The sequence below is a fragment of the Rhodomicrobium vannielii ATCC 17100 genome, assembly GCF_000166055.1.
Taxonomy (GTDB): Bacteria; Pseudomonadota; Alphaproteobacteria; order Rhizobiales; family Rhodomicrobiaceae; genus Rhodomicrobium; species Rhodomicrobium vannielii.
In genome coordinates, this window is sequence record NC_014664.1 from 3,200,730 (window position 1) to 3,219,134 (window position 18,405).

Sequence of the window (18,405 nt, forward strand, 5' to 3'; positions counted from 1 at the left end):
GCCGGGGTTTTGCCCGGCCATTTCTTTGGCTGAATGCGGTCGACAAAATGCCACCCCCGCTTCCAGATGACGCGCCGCGTTTCGGCTTGACCGTTGATCGATCTTTACTCATCATCCGGCCCCATGAAGCCATCGAATTTGCCGGCGCCCCTCGTTCGCGGCGCCATGACCGTCGCGCCGCCCTTTGTGCTGGCGCGCGCTATCGACGCACTCCTGCGCAAGATGGAGCGCGCACACCCGCGCCTGTTCAAGAATCTGGCGCGGCTGAAGCCCTATGTGATCCACGTCGAGCCATCGGATCTGCCGCACCGCTTCGCGCTGAAGTTCGGCGGCGACGAGAAGGCGTTCGTGCGTCTCCTCGATCCGCGAGACGAAACGCCCGGCGACGCCTGCATCAAGGGCAACATCGACGTTCTCCTGAACCTGCTTCAGGGCCGCATCGATGGCGACGCACTGTTCTTCACGCGCGGCCTCGTCATTGCGGGCGACACGGCCGCCGTGGTCGCGCTGCGCAACACGCTCGACCGTGAGGAAATCGATCTGTTCGCTGACGTCACCTCGATGTTCGGCCCGCTTCAGAAGCCCGCCGAGCGCGCGCTGACCGCTATCGGACGAGCCCGCGAAGCCGCGCGCCATCGCGCCGCCGAGTTCATCGATTCCCTTCGCGACGACAAGACGGCGGACGCAGCGGCCCCAGCTTGGGCCAACGAACGCGACGCCCTCAAAGCCGAACTCAAAACGCTCCAAACCCGCATCGCCAAGCTCGAAGTGCGGGAGAAGCTCGCGAAAGGGGCGAGCCAGGATCCGGCACACTCATGACACACCATTCCCTTGAACTTCTCAGCCCCGCCGGCAATCCGGCCGCCCTCCGGGCGGCCATCGAAGCTGGCGCGGACGCCGTCTATTGCGGCTTTGCCGACCGAACCAACGCGCGCAACTATCCCGGCCTGAATTTCGACGTGGACGAGATGGTCGAAGGCGTGGCTTTCGCCCATTCGAAGGGCGCGAAGGTGCTGGTCGCCATCAACACGTTCCCGCCCGCTGGCGAGATGAAGTCGTGGAAAGACGCCATCGACAACGCCGCCATGGCGGGCGCTGACGCCGTCATCCTCGCCGACATCGGCGTGCTCGACTATGCCGCGAACAAGCATCCGAACCTGCGCCGCCATCTGTCCGTGCAGGCGTCCGCCGCGAACCCGCTTTCCATCAACTACTATCGCGACCAGTTCGGCGTGAAGCGCGTGGTGCTGCCGCGCATCCTCTCCGTCGACGAGGTGGCGTTCGTGGCGAAAGAAACGGGCATGGAAATCGAGGTGTTCGGCTACGGCTCCGTGGGGCCGATGTCCGAAGGCCGCTGCTTCCTCTCCTCCTACATGACCGGCCTTTCCCCGACGAGCGAAGGCGCCTGCGCGCCCGCGAGCCACGTCACCTACAAAGAAGAGGGCGACTTCGTGCTGTCCTGCCTCGGCGATGTCGTGCTGAACCGCGTCGCCAAGGGCGAGGGCGCCGCCTATCCGACGCCGTGCAAGGCGCGCTACGTCGCCTGCGGCAAGGCGGGCTACATCTTCGAGGAGCCGATTGCGCTGAACGCGCTCGACATCCTCCCCGAGCTGAAGAAGGCCGGTGTGACGGCCCTGAAGATCGAAGGCCGCCAGAGAAGCAAGGCCTACGTGGCCGAAGTGGTGAGCGCGTTCCGCAAGGCGCTCGACGCGGTGGAAACGGGCGAGACGCGTTCGACTGACGACCTCAGCGACCTCTCAGAGGGCGGCCGTCAGACGTTCGGCGCGTACAAGAAGGGCTGGCGCTGATGCCAAACGAAAACGCACAGACGGCCAAGCTGACGCTTGGGCCGCTCCTCCACCATTGGACGCCGGAAGCGCGCCGCGACTTCTACTTCCGCGCCGCCGACGAGATGCCGGTCGACTCCGTCTATCTCGGCGAAGTGATCTGCTCGAAGCGCGAGCCGTTCTTTCAGGATCATCTCCCGGAAGTCATCGACCGGCTGAAATCCGCGGGCAAGGAAGTGGTGATGTCCACGCTGGCGCTCGTCACGCAGCCGCGCGAGGTCAAGGCGATCCGCGAGGCCGCCGACGCCGACCTGATCGTGGAAGCGAACGACGTCGCATGCCTCGAAGCGCTGCATGGCCGCCCGCATATCATTGGCCCGTTCATCAACGTGTTCAACGAGGGCGCGCGCGACTTCGTGGCGAAGAACGGCGCGTTCCGCGTGGTGCTGCCCGTGGAAGCGCCCGCCACCTCGATCAAGGTGCTGGCCGACAACGCAGGCAAGCTCGAAATCGAGGTGCTGGTTTTCGGCAAGCAGACGCTGTCGATCGCGATGCGCTGCTATCATGCGCGCGCCAACGGCCTCACCAAGGACTCGTGCCAGTTCGTTTGCGGCCTTGATCCGAACGGCCTCAACGCAACGACCGTGACCGGCGACGACATTCTCACCATCAACGGCACGTCGACGATGTCGAACGGCTATGGCGTGCTGCTGCACGAGCTCGATGCGCTGCGCACGATGGGCGTGACGCATTTCCGCCTCTCGCCGCAGGCTGTCGATATGGTCGAAGTCGCGCGCCTGTTCCGCGACACGCTCGACGGCAAGCTCGCGCCCGCGGAAGCCGAGGCGAAGCTTCGTCCGCTCACCGAACCTGTGCCATACGTGAACGGCTTCTATTATGGCCGCGTCGGCCTGTCATGGAACGACCGCCACGCCGCCTGAGGCGACGTGGTGAATGCTGCGCGTTGACGGCGCCGCTAAAGCGGCCCGTCGCCGCTCCCGATCAGGCCGGGCCCGTCGTAACCGGCGCTTTCGGCACCTCGCTCCATTCCGCCCACGAGCCGTCGTAGACTGCGGCGTGCTCGTTGCCGGTTACGGCCAGCGCCAGCGCGAGAATGCACGCCGTTACGCCAGACCCGCATGTGGTGATGACCGGCTTTTCCGGATGAATGCCCGCCGCTTCGAAGGCCGCGCGCAACTCCGCCGCTGGCTTCAGTGTTCCGTCTGGCGCGATCAACGAGCCATACGGCACGTTCCTGGCACCCGGCATATGACCAAGCCGCGCGACGGGGCGAAGTTCAACCTCGGCGCCTTCGAAGCGGGGCTTTGAACGCGCATCGGCGATCTGCGTGCGGCCGCCTTCCACGATGTGGATCATGTCGTCGATTTCGCGCACGAGCTCGCTGTTCTTGCGGGCGGTAAAGTGCCGCTCAGAGCGCGGCGTCGGCGCACCCGCTTCAACCGGTCGCCCTTCCGCTAGCCATTTCTTCAGGCCGCCGTTCAGGACCACGACATCTTCATGGCCCATGACGCGGAACATCCACCACGCACGCGGCGCGCTGAACAAGCCTTTCGAGTCATAGACGACGACCTTCATGCCGTCGCCGATGCCCGCCTTGCGCATGCGCGACGCGAATTTTTCGGGCGATGGCAGCATATGCGGATAGGGCGAGTTGGTGTCGGAAAGGGCCTCTATGTCGAAATAGAGCGCGCCGGGGATATGCGCCTCGTTATAGACTTCGTTCGCCGCACGCGCATCGGCCGGCATGGTGAGGCCGGCGTCAACCACGACAAGGCCTGGCGCGCCGAGCCGCTCTGCAAGCCAGTCCGTCTCGACCAGCCACTTGGACGAAAAATCGGTCATTGCTTCCCCCTGAATCGGTGATTTTGTATAGGGTAACCTGCGGTCGCGCGGAACGGTATGGATAATGCGCCAAAGGCGCGCCGGGTCCACCGGGAGCGACATTGTGCCGTCGAATGGGGTATCGGAACCGCTCGCTATCCCGGCGCGCCGTTCGCTACAACGCGCGGAGCATACCGGGATGTGCGCTCAGCATCGCCGAGCACGGCGCGAACTGTCAGCGCTTCGCCTATGCGGTGATCCGGCATTACGGCTGCGAGATCGCGGATTTCCGGTCGAGGGAATTGTGGGAGGACGACACTTTTACGTGCGAACGCTGGCGGATTTCGTAACGCGCCCGGAATATGCGGTGTTCATCGGAGCGAAACGGCCGATCCGACGCGCCGTTCAGCCCTCGAAAACGGTCGGCAGCGTTTGAGGCGCGTCGAGCCACGGCGGCACGGGCAGCCCCTTGCCGCGCAGGAATTCCGGGTTGAACAGCTTCGACTGGTAGCGGGTGCCGTAGTCGCACAGGATCGTCACGATGGTGTGGCCGGGGCCGAGATCGCGCGCGAGACGCACCGCGCCCGCCACGTTGATGCCGGTCGAGCCGCCGACGCACAGTCCCTCCTCGCTGAGAAGGCGGAACACCACGTCGAGCGCTTCTTCGTCTGGGATCTGATAGGCGCCATCGACCCCCGCGCCCGCGAGATTTGCGGTGATGCGGCCCTGACCGATACCCTCGGTGATTGATGAGCCAGTGGCTTCGAGCCTGCCGTGGGCGTAGTGGCTGTAAATCGCCGAGCCGAATGGGTCCGCGACGGCGACGACGACTCCGGGGCGCTTCGCCTTGAGCCCGAGCGACGTGCCCGCGAGCGTGCCCCCGGTACCGACCGAGCAGATGAAGCCGTCCACGCGCCCGGCTGTCTGCCGCCAGATTTCTTCTGCCGTCGTTTCAACATGCGCGCGCCGGTTTGCGATATTGTCGAACTGGTTCGCCCACACAGCGCCTTCGGGCCGTTCCGCCGCGAGCTTATGAGCGAGCCGTGCCGAGTATTTCACATAGTTGTTCGCGTTCTTGTACGGCACAGCCGGAACCTCGACGAGCGTCGCGCCCAGAAGTCGGAGCGCATCCTTCTTCTCCTGGCTCTGCGTCTCCGGGATCACGATCACGGCCTTGTAGCCCAGCGCGTTCGCGACGAGCGCGATACCGATACCGGTGTTGCCCGCCGTGCCCTCAACGATTGTCCCGCCCGGCTTGAGCTGGCCGCGCTTCACGGCGTCTTCCACGATGAAGAGCGCCGCGCGGTCCTTCACCGACTGGCCGGGGTTCATGAACTCGGCCTTGCCGTAGATCTCGCAGCCCGTCTCTTCGGAGGCGCGCTTGAGACGGATGAGCGGCGTGTTGCCGATGGCTGCGATGACGGAGGATTTCAGGGCGGACGTGTCGTTTGCGTGAGTCATGGGCTCGCCGGGTTCGCTGGAACGCGGCCATGATCGCGCCGTTGAACGGGGCAGACAACTCGCAAACCGACGATTAGATGGAATTTCCGCTTTGCGAGGGGCGTTTGGAAACGTCTTGTCGTGCATTTGCGCTGTGCGCTACGATGGTTCCACATCCGGCCTCGCGAGACGACGCACAGAAGCTGTCGGTGGGGTCGGAGCGGCGCCCCCGGGGGCGACTATGCCAAGCGCGAGAACAAGCAAATCCCGGTCAAGATCGAGCCGTGCGCGTTGCCGCTGTTCTAATCGGCAGAACCATCCGCTTCGCCCTCGACCACTGGCGCAACGATTCGGTTTGCGGCGCGCCGAATGGACGGCACCAGAGTGTCGGCTTTATGGCGATGCGCGAGAAGTAATCCATTGAAGACGTATGATTCTGTAGTTAAAATTATTCGCTTTTCTAGGGTAAAGCCCAGGTCAAGGTGCGTCGTCGTGCGCCTCGGTAGTCACTATGCGCCGCCGGACAAGGGGTTTTACGATGAAGAGCCATCGTGATGTACGACCGTATGCGAAGCCTCGGCTCGTTTCCGGATCGGATGGATGCACCGTCGAGCGCTTTCAAGCCGAGCTCGGGCAAGCTTTCCGTGGACCAATGACCGGCATTCTGCTTAAGGTCGAGGCTCCAGCTCGTGTCTTCAAACGGGAATTTGCATGCGTCGCCGTCTGATCCTTCCGCTTTTGTCCGTCGCGGCCTTGTCCTCGGGTGCGGTCGCTCAACAGGTTCAGGTGCAGCAAATCCCGCAGACGCTTCCTCAAGGCCCGTCAGCCGTGCCGGACCCAACGCGCCCGGCAACGCCGCCGAAGCCCAAGCCGAAGCCCGCGCTCGCCAAAAAGCCCGCGCCCACTCCCGTTCCCGAGGTCAAGGCGAAGCTCGTGGAAAGAGTTGGCGACTGGACCGTTTTCCTGCACGAAAGCCCCGAGGGCCGCATCTGCTTCGCCGCGAGCGCGCCGACCGACACGCAGCCGAAGACGGCGAAGCGCACGTCCGTGATTTTTTACATCACCTCGTGGCAGAAGGACGGGGTCTATAACGAGGTAAGCGTGCGTCAGGGCTACGCCATGAAGGCGAATGCGCAGACCATAATCTCGCTCGGCGGCCAGTCCTTTTCGCTCTACGCGCTCGACGACAAGGCATACGCGAGAGACCCCGCCGAGGAGCGCAAGCTGCTTTCGGCGATGGCGATGGGGGGCCCGATGACGGTCAAGGCCACGTCCGCAAAGGGCACAGCCACGACGGACCACTATTCGCTCGAAGGCGCGCCAGCTGCCGTGCAGAAGCTTCGCGAGATCTGCCCCTGACCGGTGGCGAAAGGTGGCGGCCACGCTTGCGTCATAAAGCTGAGGCTTCCTTGGCCGCATGGCAAGTTGCAGTGCGTGCGGGGAGCTACCGTCCTCGCGTAAAATGAAAATCGCTGCCGGGCTCGTGGCTTGGCTTCTCATTCTCGGTGTGTTCGTCGCCGTGACGTCCTTTGCGAGGGACGCGCGCGCCGCGTCGAACGGCGCGATGATCCGCACTGTCAAGGTGGTCGGCGCGAGCCGGATCGAGCCGGAAACCGTGCAGCATTACATCTCGCTGAAGCCCGGCGACCGCTACGACCCGGCGAAGGCCGACGACAGCATCAAAGCGCTATTCCAGACGGGCCTGTTCCGCGACGCTTCGCTCACCATGCAGGGCGGCGCGCTTGTCGTGAAGGTGGCCGAAAACCCGCTCGTCGCACGCGTGGCCTTCGAGGGCGCGAAGGATGTCACGTCCGACACACTGGCGAAGGAAGTGCAACTCAATGCTGGCGGCACCTTTTCGAAAGCGCGCGCAGAAACCGATGTGCAGCGCATCCTGACCGCCTACCGCCGCCAAGGCTACTACACCGCGCAGGTCGAGGCGAAGACCATCGACCGCGAGCACGACCGCATCGACGTGGTGTTCGAGATCACCGAAGGGCCGCAGATCAAGGTCGTCGGCATCAACTTCATTGGCAACGCGTCCTTCTCCGATGCGGAGCTTCGCGGCGAGATCACCACGACCGAGTCGGGCCTCCTCGACTTCCTGCGCAATTCGTCGGTCTACGATCCCGACCGGCTCAATCTCGACCGCGAAATGTTGCGCCGTTTCTATGTGAAAAGCGGCTTCGCCGACATGCGCGTGCTTTCCGCCACCGCCGATGTCGATTCCGACAAGGTGGACGCCGAGAAGAAGGGCTTCTTCGTCACCTTCACGCTCGATGAGGGCGCGCGCTACACCTTCGGCAATCTCGACGTGGAGGCTACCGCGCACGGCCTCGACGCGAAAGCGCTCGCGGCTTCGATCAAGGGCAAGCCGGGCGACATCTATAATGCCGAGCTCGTCGACAGATCGGTGGAGGCGCTGACGAAAGCCGCCGCCGAGGCTGGCGCGCCGTTCGCGCAGGTGCGCCCGCGCATCGACCGCGATCCCGTGCGACGCACCATTTCCGTGGCGTTCGTCGTGGAGGACGGCCCGCGCGCCTATGTCGAGCGCGTCGAGATCAGCGGCAACACCGCCACGAAGGACGAGGTCATCCGCCGCGAGTTCCGCGTGGCCGAGGGCGACGCCTATAATAAAGTCATCGTCGAGCAGGGCCGCCTGCGCGTGATGCGCACTGGGTTCTTCAAGGATGTGAAGGTCGAGAAGCAGCCGGGCAGCGCGCCCGACCGCGTGGACCTCGCGCTGAAGGTGACCGAAGCCGAGACCGGCAACCTTGGCTTCGCGCTAGGCTATTCCTCGAACGACGGCATCATCGGCGAGGTGGAATATACCGAGCGCAATCTGATGGGCACGGGGCAGTATCTTCAGGTGAAGCTGTCGGGCAGCCTATCGGGCAACGGCGCGTTCAACGTGAGCTGGACCGAGCCGCGCTTCCTCGACCGAAACGTGTCGTTCGGCGTCGACGCGTTCGTGAAGTCGGCCGACTACACCGAAAGCGCGGGCTACACGGTCGCGGGCTACAAGGATTTCCGCGTCGGCGGCACCACGCGCTTCGGCTTCCCGATCACGGAGGAATTCTCCACCGGCGTCAACTACACGCTGATGATGGACCGCGTTTACGGCGTGGACGACGACGCCTCGCTCGCCGTGAAGCAGATCAAGGGCACGTCGGTCATTTCGTCGATCGGCTACAACATGATCTACGACACGCGCGACAACCGGAAAAAGCCTACGCGCGGCTTCTATTTCAAGGGCGTGCAGGATCTCGCGGGCGCGGGCGGCGACGTGAATTACATCCGCTCCACCAGCGAGGCGCGCGCCTATTATCCCATCTCGCAGGAAATCGTGCTCGCGGGCCGCGCGCAGGCGGGCAACATCACCGGCTGGGGCGGCCAAAGCGTGCGCGTGGTCGACGCGTTCTACAAGGGCAGCGAAACCATCGCGGGCTTCAAGAGCTTCGGCCCGCGCGACGCGACGACGGGCTACGCGCTCGGCGGCACACAGTTCTATTCGGCGACGGCGGAACTGCGCTTCCCCCTGCCCTTCGTGCCATCCGACCTCGGCCTCTCCGGCGCGGTGTTCGCGAGCGCGGGGACGATGTTCGGCACCGACGCGGCCAGTTTCGCGAAGGCGTATGCGGCGGCGAACGGCACGTCGAATACGCTCGTCACCACGAATTCGTCGAAGCTGCGCGCCTCCACCGGCTTCAGCCTCATCTGGGATTCGCCGCTCGGGCCGCTGCGCGCCGACATCGCCACCGTGCTGTCGAAGGCCAACGGCGACAAGACGCAGACCTTCGGCTTCGGTTACGCGGGCTGGTGAGGGGCGGGTTCGCTCTGCTTAGTTAGCTTCGCGATGACGGCATCGAGGTGCGTTATGTCTGGTGCGAGTGGTTCTGGCCAAGTGACACCTGATGCGGCCGGCGAGCCACGCGTACGTTATCGCCGGTGATATGCCGCGAAATCCGCTCCGATTGATCGTCTCGAAGAATCAACAAGCGCTGGCAACGGCGGGAATGCTAAACAGCAGAGTGTACATAACATCCTGTTGTTTCGAGCAATCCATCTTCTGAAACACTTTTTTTGAGTGCCATCGCACAGTTTCGAACGTGACCCCCGTCCGATTCGCAAACTCCCTGAGCGACTCGCCTCGGGCGAGGGCGACCGCCAGATCCGCCTCCTTCTGAGTTAGTCCGTACAAGTCGCGGAGAAGCAGTGGCGATACATTCGGTTTGCTTTTGGGATTGCGGATGAAGGCAATGGCGTGCCGCTCCGGAGCAAAGAACTCTCCCCAAATTCCCAGAGAAAGCGGCGCTGTCTCAATCGCCTTCGTAACCATCACGGCGCTTTTCGCTTCATCGGGGAGAGCGAGCAGCAGGACTTGCACCGAAGGCATGTCGGCCTTCCTCAGCTTTGCAAGCGCGGTGCGAAATTCACAATTCTCGCCCTCGTTGGCAAACAGAAGCGGACCGTCGGGCGAGGACCGAAAAACAGGGTGCCAACACTCTTCGCGCGCCGCATCATTATGCCAACATGCGTTTCCATCAAGGTCGAGAACGAAGGCGGGATCTTTTGCCTGCGCGAAGAACATGCTGGGAGCGAGCTTCATCGCGTTCAAGACAAGAGCCCTGTGGACCTGTACGGCGAAGACGATGTCATCATTCGCTGTGTGGAAGAGAGGTCTCAGCTTTTCCACCTCGGCACCCGCGATAAGGATAGAGTAGGAGTCGCCGTCGAGATCAAACCGGCTGACACAGCCTTTTTCTTCGCCGCTGTGGACATGTCCCAATGCCACCGGTGACCGAAGTTTTCTCGCCTCGTAGCGGCGCCCGTTCCTGAGCACTTCGACGGCTATCGGATTTTCCAGGACGTTCCTGGGCCGCCGCAGAAAAATCGCGGACACATCGTCATCATTTGCCTGGGCAAGAATCCCACCGAAAGCGTCCGTCCAGCTATCAAAATAGAGTGCGGCCAGCCTGATTTTCAAAAACGGCTCGGAAAAGCTTTTCATAATTCGGGCGTTAAATTCAAAAATTCAATTTATTAGATAACATCTCTAGTGGATGTGATCGTAGAGAGCAAGGGCCGGGTCGCCGCAACCTCACGACGCAGCCTGAACTGGGCGCGATGACGCCTCGCCCGCCGCGGCACGACGCATCGCGCGCGATGCGTCGTGCCAGGAAAGCTGCCGTCGGAACACCAGAACGTGAACGCCGGGCGTGAACTATCCGCGACGCGTGAGGTTCCGCCTTTTGTGCGGCATAACGTGGTTGCACGAAAATGAAACTTGGAGGCCAAAAATCTCCATGGGCATCGTTCGGTTCGCGCTCCGCTTTCCCCATACCTTCTACGTTCTCGCAGTGTTGATCGTCTTTCTCGGTACAAATGCCATCATCACGACGCCGAAAGACATCTTCCCGCAGATCAACATCCCGGTTGTTTCCGTCATCTGGCAGTATACCGGTCTTAGCCCGAAGGAGATGGAAGCCCGGGTCGCGACCTATAGCGAGTTTTCGATAAGCTCGAACGTGACGGGCATTAAGAACATCGAGTCGCAGACGCTCGAAGGCATCGTGGTCGAGCGCATTTACTTTCAGCCGAACGTCAACATAGAGCTGGCAATCGCGCAGATCGTCTCTGCGTCGAACTCGATCCGCGCGCTGATGCCGCCCGGCATTCAGCCGCCGATCGTCGTCCAATACAATGCTTCAAGCGTGCCGGTGCTTCAGCTCGTGCTGTCCTCCGACACGCTGAACGAGCAGCAACTCTACGATTACGCTCTTTACCGCGTTCGTCAGGCGCTGGCGCCCGTGCCCGGACTCACGCTGCCGACCCCTTACGGTGGCAAATTCCGCCAGATCATGGTGGACCTTGATCCCGCAGCTTTGCTCGCGCGCGGCCTGCGTCCGACCGATGTCGTAAACGCCGTCAATGCCCAGAACCTCACCGTTCCTGCGGGCGATGCCAAGATCGGCGACCGGCAATATATCATCAGTGTCAATTCGCAGCCGCCGGACATAGAGGCGCTGAACAACATCCCGGTCCGGCAGGTGAACGGCGCAACCATCTATTTGCGCGACATCGGAAATGTCCGCGATGCATGGGCCGTGCAGCAGAACATCGTTCGCGCCGAAGGCAAGCGCAGCGTGCTGCTTACAGTCATCAAGAATGGCGATGCCTCCACCCTCGACGTTGTGAATGGCGTGAAGGCGGCGCTTCCCGCGATCCGGGCAGCCGCCCCGCCGGGCATGGAAATCAGAGAATTGTTCGATCAGTCGGTCTTCGTCTCGAACTCCATCGACGGGGTCTTGCGCGAGGCGGCCATCGCGGCTGGGCTGACGGCGCTGATGATCCTTGTTTTTCTCGGAAGCTGGCGGTCGACGCTGATCGTGCTGATCTCGATCCCGCTGTCCATTCTGACATCCATCGCGGTGTTATCCGCGCTCGGCGAAACGATCAACACCATGACGCTCGGCGGACTGGCGCTCGCTGTCGGCATCCTCGTGGACGACTCGACCGTCACCATCGAAAACACGCATCGCGTGCTCGAAGAAGGCATGGAATACGACAAGGGGATCGAGGAAGGCGCGGCGGGCATAGCGCTGCCGACGCTTGTCTCGACGCTGGCGATCTCCTGTGTGTTCGTGTCGGTGGTCTTCCTTCAGGGCGCGCCGCGCTACCTGTTCTCGCCGCAGGGCTTCGCGGTCGTCTTCGCCATGCTTGCGTCATACGGCATCTCGCGAACGCTGGTGCCAATCGTCAATCGCATCCTTCTGCGAAAGGAATACGAGCCCGGCTACCGCGAAAGCCTTGGCGCCTTCGGGCGGTTTTCGGATTTGTTCAATCGCGGTTTTGAGAGCTTCCGCAACTTTTACGCGTGGCTGCTCGAAGGGATCATTCGGGCCCGTTTCGTGATACCCGTGATCGCGCTGGCGGCCCTGACGGGTGCGGGCTATCTCGCGACCTTTGTCGGGCGCGACTTCTTCCCGACCGTCGATGCGGGGCTGATCCAGCTTCACGTCCGCGCCCCCGCTCGCACGCGCATCGAGGATACGGAGAAGTATTTCCAGCGCATCGAAGATCGCATTCGGGATTTGATCCCGGAATCCGAGCGCGATCTCATCCTCGACAACATCGGCCTCCCCGCGCGGGCCTATAATCTTGCCTTCACCGATGGGAGCACCATCGGTGTGAACGACGGCCTCATCCAGATTTCGTTGAAGGAAGGGCACCGGCCGACCAGCGAACACATCGCCCGGCTGCGGCGCGAATTGCCGGAAGCCTTCCCCGACGTGTTGTTCTACTTCCAGGCCGCCGACATGGTGACGCAGATCCTGAATTTCGGCGTGGCGACGCAGATCGATTTGCAAATCCAGGGCCGCGATCCGCAAAACGTCGAGCTTATCAAGGAAGCGCTCAAGCGGATGTCGAGCATCCCCGGCGTCGTGGATTCGCACATTCATCAGGAACTCGACGCGCCCAACCTTTACTTCGACATCGACAGGAGCCGCGCACAGGGCCTGACGCTTCAGGCCTCGCAGATCGTCAGCGACATGACCATCAGCCTCAGCTCATCGCAGCAGGTCTCCCCGAACTTCTGGACCGACCCGGCCCAGCAGAACCCTTATTATCTTGCGGTGCAGACGCCGGAGCGCCTCGTCTCCACCGTGAACGATTTGCAGAACACGTCGATCGCCGCTGCCGGAGGGAGCGCGCAATCCCCGATACCGAACACGCTCGGCAATGTGGCGACGATGTCCCGGCGCTATATCCCATCGGTCATCAACCACAACAACGTGAACCCGGTGTTCGACGTCTATGCGAGTGTCGCGAGCCGCGATCTCGGCAGCGTCTCGTCCGAGATCAACAAGATCATCGATGACATCAAACCGCAGCTGAAGCCTGGCAACACGATCTCGTTGCAGGGGCAGGCGGCGAGCATGGATTCGGCGTTCAGCCGCTTCACCATCGGGCTCATCTTTGCGGCGGTGTTCGTTTACCTGCTCATGGTGGTGAATTTTCAGGACTTCCTCGATCCCCTTGCCGTCATCCTCGGCCTTCCGGGCGTGGCTTGCGGGATCGTGCTGATGCTGTTCGTGACGGGAACCACGCTCAGCGTTCCCTCGCTGATGGGCGCGATCATGGCGATTGGCGTCGCGTCGGCGAATTCGATCCTGCTCGTGACCTTTGCGCGCGAGCGTCTTCTGGAAGGCATGCACCCGATGGAGGCGGCGGTGGCCGCAGGCCGCACGCGCCTTCGGCCGGTGCTGATGACGGCGAGCGCCATGATCGTCGGCATGCTGCCGATGGCCATCGGCGGGCCGGGCGAGGAGCAGAACGCCGTTCTGGCGCGGGCCGTCATCGGCGGTCTTCTCGTGGGGACGGTTACAACGCTTCTCGTCGTCCCCTACATCTACACCACCATCCACGCCTTGAAGGAGCGCGTTCAAGGCCCGCAGCACGGCGGCAAAAGCCTTCGCCGCGACGACACTGCGGTGGCACAGCATGGAGGCAACGGATGAACGAATACCGGAGCGACGAATTCGGCACGGTGGCCCGCGATAACGCGCGGAATGACCAGAGCCGCGATGCGGGCAGCCCCGACGGCTCCTACGCCGAGACGTTCGAAGCCGAACAAATGGACCGAGGCGCCCCTAAAACGCATTGGGGACGCCGGGTCGCTCTTGCTATTGCCTGTCTTATCGTGGTTGGCGGGCTCGGCGTTATTGTAAACGCCGGGTTTGATCGTCACGCGGCGAGCGAAGCTACCGCCCGGCAGGAACTCGTCGGACGCCAAAATCGAGTGCCCGCGCTTCGCATCGAAAAAGTGAAGGCGGTCGAGACACCGAAGGAGGTGCGCCTCCCCGCGACCACGCAGGCCTTCGAATCCGCGACGCTTTTCGCGCGCCAGAGCGGCTATATCGACAAGCGCTTCGTGGATATCGGCTCACGGGTCAAGTCGGGCGAGTTGCTTGCCCTGATTTCCGCGCCCGAGGTCGATGACCAGCTCAATCAGGCGCGCGCGCAGCTAAAGCAGATGGTGGCCACGCTCGAACAAGTCACCGCGCAACGCGACCTCGCCAGCGTTACCAATCAGCGTAATGCGCCGCTCGTGCGCGAAGGCTGGCAGACAAAGCAGAGCGGCGACCAGACGCGCCTGAACCTTGCTGCGCAGAATGCGGCCGTGAACGTCGCCAACGCAAACATCGAAGCCCAGAAGGCGCAGATATCGCGGCTCGAACGCATGCAATCCTACGAGCGCGTGACCGCTCCATTCGACGGCGTGATAACCCAGCGCAGCATCGATACCGGGAGCCTTGTCACCGCCGACACCTCTTCCGGCTCGCCGCTTTTCTCCATCGTGCGCGATAACGTTCTGCGCGTGCAGGTGCATGTCCCGCAGGACGTTGCCTTGCAATTGAAGCCGGGAATGGAGGCGACGCTCGACGTGCCCGAATTGCCGGGCCAGAGGTTCGCGGGCGAAGTGGCGCGCACCGCGATCGCCCTCGACGCAAACAGTCGCACGCTGCTGGTCGAGGCGGACATCAAGAACGCGGACTACAAGCTCTCGCCCGGGCTTTATGGAACGGTGCGCTTCAATGTGCCGAGACCCGTGCCCATCATGATGATCCCGTCTTCGGCGCTCATCTTCGATCAGCACGGGATGCGGGTGGCTACCAACGCGGATGGAGTTGCGCGCCTCCATCAGGTTACTCTCGGCGACGATGAAGGCGCGCAGGTGCAAATCATTGGCGGTCTTGAACCGGGGCAGGATCTGATCGTGAACCCGCCCGCCGGTATCGAGAACGGCGCGAAGGTGGCGGTTGCCGCCCCGGCTCATCCTGTGCAGGAAGCGGCGGCGTCTCCCGCTTCGCTGCCGGCGTCGGGCAGTGATGCAACAGGTGTGGGTATGGTGTCCCCACCCGCGCCGAAGGGGATGGAGGCTGACAAAGTCAGCGCCGAAAATGCCATGAGGGCGGAAGTCGAGCCAGAGGCGAAGCCAGGGGCGGCGAGCGGTTCGCGGACTTCGCGGCGAGGCGACAACAAGGCTCACCCATCGCGCTGAGAGCAGATTATATGGGAGTGGCAAATATGCAGATTGGCGTGATCGGCCTGGGACGGATGGGCGGCAATATCGCTCGCCGTTTGATGAAAGCGGGACACCATTGCGTTGTGTTCGACACCAACCCGGACGCTCGGGAAGCGCTGGCGAAGGACGGCGCTACCGCTGTCAGCTCGCTCGGCGCGATGGTGGACGCGCTGACCGGGAAGCCGCGCGCCATTTGGGTTATGTTGCCCGCGGGCCGGATCACGGAAGAGACGGTCGCACATCTTGGCGAGTTGCTGAAGCCTGACGACATCATCATCGACGGCGGCAATTCCTATTACAAAGATGACATTCGCCGCGCTAAGGAGCTGTCGGAAAAGCACATCCGCTACGTCGACTGCGGTACGTCGGGCGGGATCTGGGGTATCGACCGCGGCTATTGCATGATGATCGGCGGCCCGAAGGACGCCGTCGATCACCTCGATCCGATCTTCTCGGCGCTTGCGCCTGGAACGGGCGATATACCTCAGACGCCGGGCCGCGACGAAGGCGATTCTCGGGCCGAGCGCGGCTACATTCACGCCGGACCCTCCGGCGCAGGCCACTTCGTGAAGATGATCCATAACGGCATCGAGTACGGGTTGATGCAAGCCTATGCGGAGGGCTTCGACATCCTGCGCAACAAGAACTCGGCGGACTTGCCGCCGGAGGAACGCTTCGACCTGAACCTGCCGGACATCGCCGAGGTTTGGCGGCGCGGAAGCGTCATCTCGTCCTGGCTGCTCGACCTTGGCGCGGCGGCGCTGACTAAAGATCCGCAACTTCAGCAGTTCTCTGGCTTCGTTCAGGACTCGGGAGAGGGTCGTTGGACCATCGAGGCCGCGATCGAGGAAGCGGTGCCGGTGGAAGTGCTCGCCTCGGCACTGTTCGCCCGATTCCACTCCCGGCAGGAGCACACCTTTGCCGAAAAGGTTCTCTCCGCCATGCGTTTCGGCTTTGGGGGGCACACCGAGGGCAGCGGGCCGGTCGGCCTTTCGCGAACCGAGTCTGCGAAGGGGGAAGAGTAGCGTAGTGAGTCATGAGGAGCGAAGAGCCGCCAGTTTGCGCTCGCATGTCAAATTCAAAAGATCTGCGAAATCAGAGCTTTGCCGGTGAACCTTGTGTTTCCGACATTTGCTCGCGAGCATGTGTAATGGATGCATGTCGGAATCGGACCAATAGGAGCCGGTGCACCGGTTATTCGTTTTTTTAGGAACAATGCAGGAGCGGCGCCGCTCGGTGCCGCTATCGGCAAGCCCACAACGGCGACGAGGATAATGTGAGAAAGCGAAGTTTGAAGCATTTTTTGACGAAGCCTCAAGGCAGGCTCGAAAATACGAATACGAACATGACATTTTCGATGCCGCGCGTGACTGCCGCGCGCTTGAGGGATGCAGCGGCGGCTAGGGGTACGGACATGCAGGGGGTCATCGAACTGGCTGTCGATGAATGGCTCGCACGTCAGGCGCAAATCTCAGAGGCATCGGGATAGCAACACACGTTAGGCACCCGGTCGCCGACGGAAGCAAAGGAACGCCCGTCCCTCTTTGTGGTGGCGCACGTTTTCTTTGGGGCCTTGCTCCCTCCTTCGGGCCAAAATCAGGCGACAGGCCAGCTCAAAAACGCCGGAATACGCAGTAAAAAATCCAGCGTTTTTCTATGACAAGACAAGACGACGAATTACCATTTTAATCCTTTCTTCCGTTCCCACCGCCACGCATCCTCAACGATTACGTCAAGGTGCGGCTTCGTCGCTACCCAACTCAACGCATCAACCGCCGCGCTCGCGTCTGCAACCAGCACAGGCGGATCTCCCGCGCGCCGCTCCGCGTCCCACACGGTAATGGGCCTTCCCGTGACCCGCTGCGCAGCCTCGATAACCTCTGCAACGCTGTAGCCTCGTGAGTTTCCCAAATTGAAAAACCCCCCTTTATGGCCTTTCCGCAGCGCACGCACCGCCAGGAGATGTGCCTCGCAGAGATCGTCGACGTGCACGTAATCGCGGACGCATGTTCCGTCAGGAGTGGGGTAATCGCGGCCGAAGACCGTAATCGCATCGCGGCGTCCGGATGCTGCCTGGAGCACCAGGGGGATCAAATGCGTTTCCGGATAATGTCGCTCACCGATCCGCGCCATGGGGTCTGCACCTGCGGCGTTGAAATAGCGGAGCGAGAAAAAGTTGAGGCCGTAGGCGCGGTTGAAGTCCTCTAGCGCCTCTTCCACCATGCGCTTTGTTCTGCCATAGGGATTTATTGGGGCACATGCGTGCGCTTCAGTAATGGGCTCGGAACCGGTGTTTCCATAAACTGCGGCCGTGGAGGAAAACACGAACTGCTTGATGTCATGCTCCACCATCAGGTCGAGCAATTGAAGAGTGTTCGAGACATTGTTGAGGTAATATTTTGCCGGCGCGGTCACCGACTCCCCAACTTGGATGAAAGATGCGAAATGCATCACCGTGTCGATGTCGTGCGTTCTGAAAATATCGCTCAGCAACGCCCGGGAGCCGAAATCGCCAAAAATGAACTCTCCGCCGACTACGGCGTCTCGAAACCCCGTGGAGAGGTTGTCCAGTACGATAACGGACTCGCCCTCTTCGCACAGGCGCTTCACCATGTGCGATCCAATAAAGCCGGCCCCGCCGATAACGAGTATTGTCATAATATTTTACACCGAAAATAACTTTCGCGTGAAGCTATAAACTGAAGCGTAAGGGGAATGCAACAGGGCGAAATAAAGTGCCGTTGCTCACAAAAACACACCCTATACAAGCGGAAGCCGTAACCTTCCGGTGGCGTTCAATTACGCCGAGCTTGCCCGATCACTCGCCCGCCGACAGTTTCCGACGCACGCCCCAACCCGCAAGCACGTCTTCAATCTCTGCTGCGACAAAATGTCTAGCTGCCGCCTGGTCATACCCATCATCCAGCAGCGCATCATAATCCGTAAAATTATGGCGCACGAACGCGACCATCGACAGCCAGGCAGCCGTTTCCGGCGACGCCTTCGAAAGCCCTGCGCTGTCCATCGCGTGATCGATTATTGCATTGAATTCAAAGGGAGAAATTTTTGGAGCGAGCCGCCTCAGCGCGTCTTCGGTTTCTCTTCGCGACGGCATGCGAGCCTCGTCCGTTGGCGAACGTTTCGGCCCTTTTCCCATGAAACGCCCAAAAGTGCACGTGCACCCTTCACAGAATTGACACGCGCATGTAGTATCCGCGTAAGTGTATTGAGCGACGTCGTGCGAGC

The 18,405-nt window shown here is 62.0% G+C and carries 14 protein-coding genes; 9 read left to right on the forward strand and 5 right to left on the reverse strand.

Annotation, left to right across the window (positions count from 1 at the left end):
• Positions 1 to 165 precede the first annotated feature (165 nt).
• Genes ubiT through ubiV form a run of 3 tightly spaced genes read left to right on the forward strand, consistent with a single transcriptional unit; the run spans position 166 to position 2,728 of the window.
• Positions 166 to 819 (forward strand): ubiquinone anaerobic biosynthesis accessory factor UbiT, encoded by a 654-nt coding sequence (gene ubiT, locus RVAN_RS19210; protein WP_169309562.1) that lies wholly within the window; start codon positions 166 to 168, stop codon positions 817 to 819.
• The gene (gene ubiU / locus RVAN_RS14770; protein ID WP_013420514.1) at positions 816 to 1,808 is read left to right on the forward strand and encodes a ubiquinone anaerobic biosynthesis protein UbiU; all 993 of its coding nucleotides are present in this window, start codon (positions 816 to 818) and stop codon (positions 1,806 to 1,808) included. The genes ubiT and ubiU overlap by 4 nt, the downstream gene beginning before the upstream one ends.
• The gene (ubiV, locus tag RVAN_RS14775; protein ID WP_013420515.1) at positions 1,808 to 2,728 is read left to right on the forward strand and encodes a ubiquinone anaerobic biosynthesis protein UbiV; all 921 of its coding nucleotides are present in this window, start codon (positions 1,808 to 1,810) and stop codon (positions 2,726 to 2,728) included. The genes ubiU and ubiV overlap by 1 nt, the downstream gene beginning before the upstream one ends.
• A gap of 61 nt (positions 2,729 to 2,789) precedes the next feature.
• Here ubiV and sseA read toward each other — a convergent pair whose 3' ends face one another.
• On the reverse strand, positions 2,790 to 3,650 hold the full coding sequence (sseA, locus tag RVAN_RS14780; protein WP_013420516.1) for a 3-mercaptopyruvate sulfurtransferase: 861 nt from the start codon (positions 3,648 to 3,650) through the stop codon (positions 2,790 to 2,792).
• A gap of 113 nt (positions 3,651 to 3,763) precedes the next feature.
• Between sseA and RVAN_RS14785 the strand changes: the two genes are divergently transcribed.
• Positions 3,764 to 3,979 carry a hypothetical protein gene (locus RVAN_RS14785; RefSeq protein WP_041787713.1) on the forward strand — a complete coding sequence of 72 codons (216 nt, stop codon included), beginning with the start codon at positions 3,764 to 3,766 and terminating at the stop codon, positions 3,977 to 3,979.
• 55 nt (positions 3,980 to 4,034) lie between these two features.
• Here RVAN_RS14785 and RVAN_RS14790 read toward each other — a convergent pair whose 3' ends face one another.
• A complete protein-coding gene (locus tag RVAN_RS14790; RefSeq protein WP_013420517.1) occupies positions 4,035 to 5,090 on the reverse strand; it encodes a cysteine synthase A in 1,056 nt (351 codons plus the stop codon).
• Between the two features lie 690 nt (positions 5,091 to 5,780).
• Here RVAN_RS14790 and RVAN_RS19215 point away from each other — a divergent pair.
• A complete protein-coding gene (locus RVAN_RS19215) occupies positions 5,781 to 6,428 on the forward strand; it encodes an invasion associated locus B family protein (RefSeq protein WP_013420518.1) in 648 nt (215 codons plus the stop codon).
• Positions 6,429 to 6,531: 103 nt separating this feature from the next.
• Complete coding sequence (bamA, locus tag RVAN_RS14800) at positions 6,532 to 8,892, forward strand: outer membrane protein assembly factor BamA (RefSeq protein WP_013420519.1); 2,361 nt, start codon at positions 6,532 to 6,534, stop codon at positions 8,890 to 8,892.
• 168 nt (positions 8,893 to 9,060) lie between these two features.
• Here bamA and RVAN_RS19220 read toward each other — a convergent pair whose 3' ends face one another.
• A complete protein-coding gene (locus tag RVAN_RS19220) occupies positions 9,061 to 10,080 on the reverse strand; it encodes a helix-turn-helix transcriptional regulator (RefSeq protein ID WP_013420520.1) in 1,020 nt (339 codons plus the stop codon).
• A 295-nt stretch (positions 10,081 to 10,375) separates the two neighbouring features.
• Between RVAN_RS19220 and RVAN_RS14810 the strand changes: the two genes are divergently transcribed.
• The 3 genes from RVAN_RS14810 to gnd are packed head-to-tail and all read left to right on the forward strand — an operon-like array spanning position 10,376 to position 16,184.
• Complete coding sequence (locus tag RVAN_RS14810; RefSeq protein ID WP_013420521.1) at positions 10,376 to 13,591, forward strand: efflux RND transporter permease subunit; 3,216 nt, start codon at positions 10,376 to 10,378, stop codon at positions 13,589 to 13,591.
• On the forward strand, positions 13,588 to 15,135 hold the full coding sequence (locus tag RVAN_RS14815; protein ID WP_013420522.1) for an efflux RND transporter periplasmic adaptor subunit: 1,548 nt from the start codon (positions 13,588 to 13,590) through the stop codon (positions 15,133 to 15,135). Before RVAN_RS14810 ends, RVAN_RS14815 begins: the two co-directional genes overlap by 4 nt.
• An 11-nt stretch (positions 15,136 to 15,146) precedes the next feature.
• Positions 15,147 to 16,184 (forward strand): phosphogluconate dehydrogenase (NAD(+)-dependent, decarboxylating), encoded by a 1,038-nt coding sequence (gnd, locus tag RVAN_RS14820; RefSeq protein WP_169309563.1) that lies wholly within the window; start codon positions 15,147 to 15,149, stop codon positions 16,182 to 16,184.
• Between the two features lie 652 nt (positions 16,185 to 16,836).
• Here the strand turns inward: gnd and galE are convergent.
• Positions 16,837 to 17,817 carry a UDP-glucose 4-epimerase GalE gene (galE, locus tag RVAN_RS14825; RefSeq protein ID WP_013420524.1) on the reverse strand — a complete coding sequence of 327 codons (981 nt, stop codon included), beginning with the start codon at positions 17,815 to 17,817 and terminating at the stop codon, positions 16,837 to 16,839.
• Positions 17,818 to 17,977: 160 nt separating this feature from the next.
• A complete protein-coding gene (locus RVAN_RS14830; RefSeq protein WP_041787715.1) occupies positions 17,978 to 18,316 on the reverse strand; it encodes a DUF2293 domain-containing protein in 339 nt (112 codons plus the stop codon).
• Between the last annotated feature and the right edge of the window lie 89 nt (positions 18,317 to 18,405).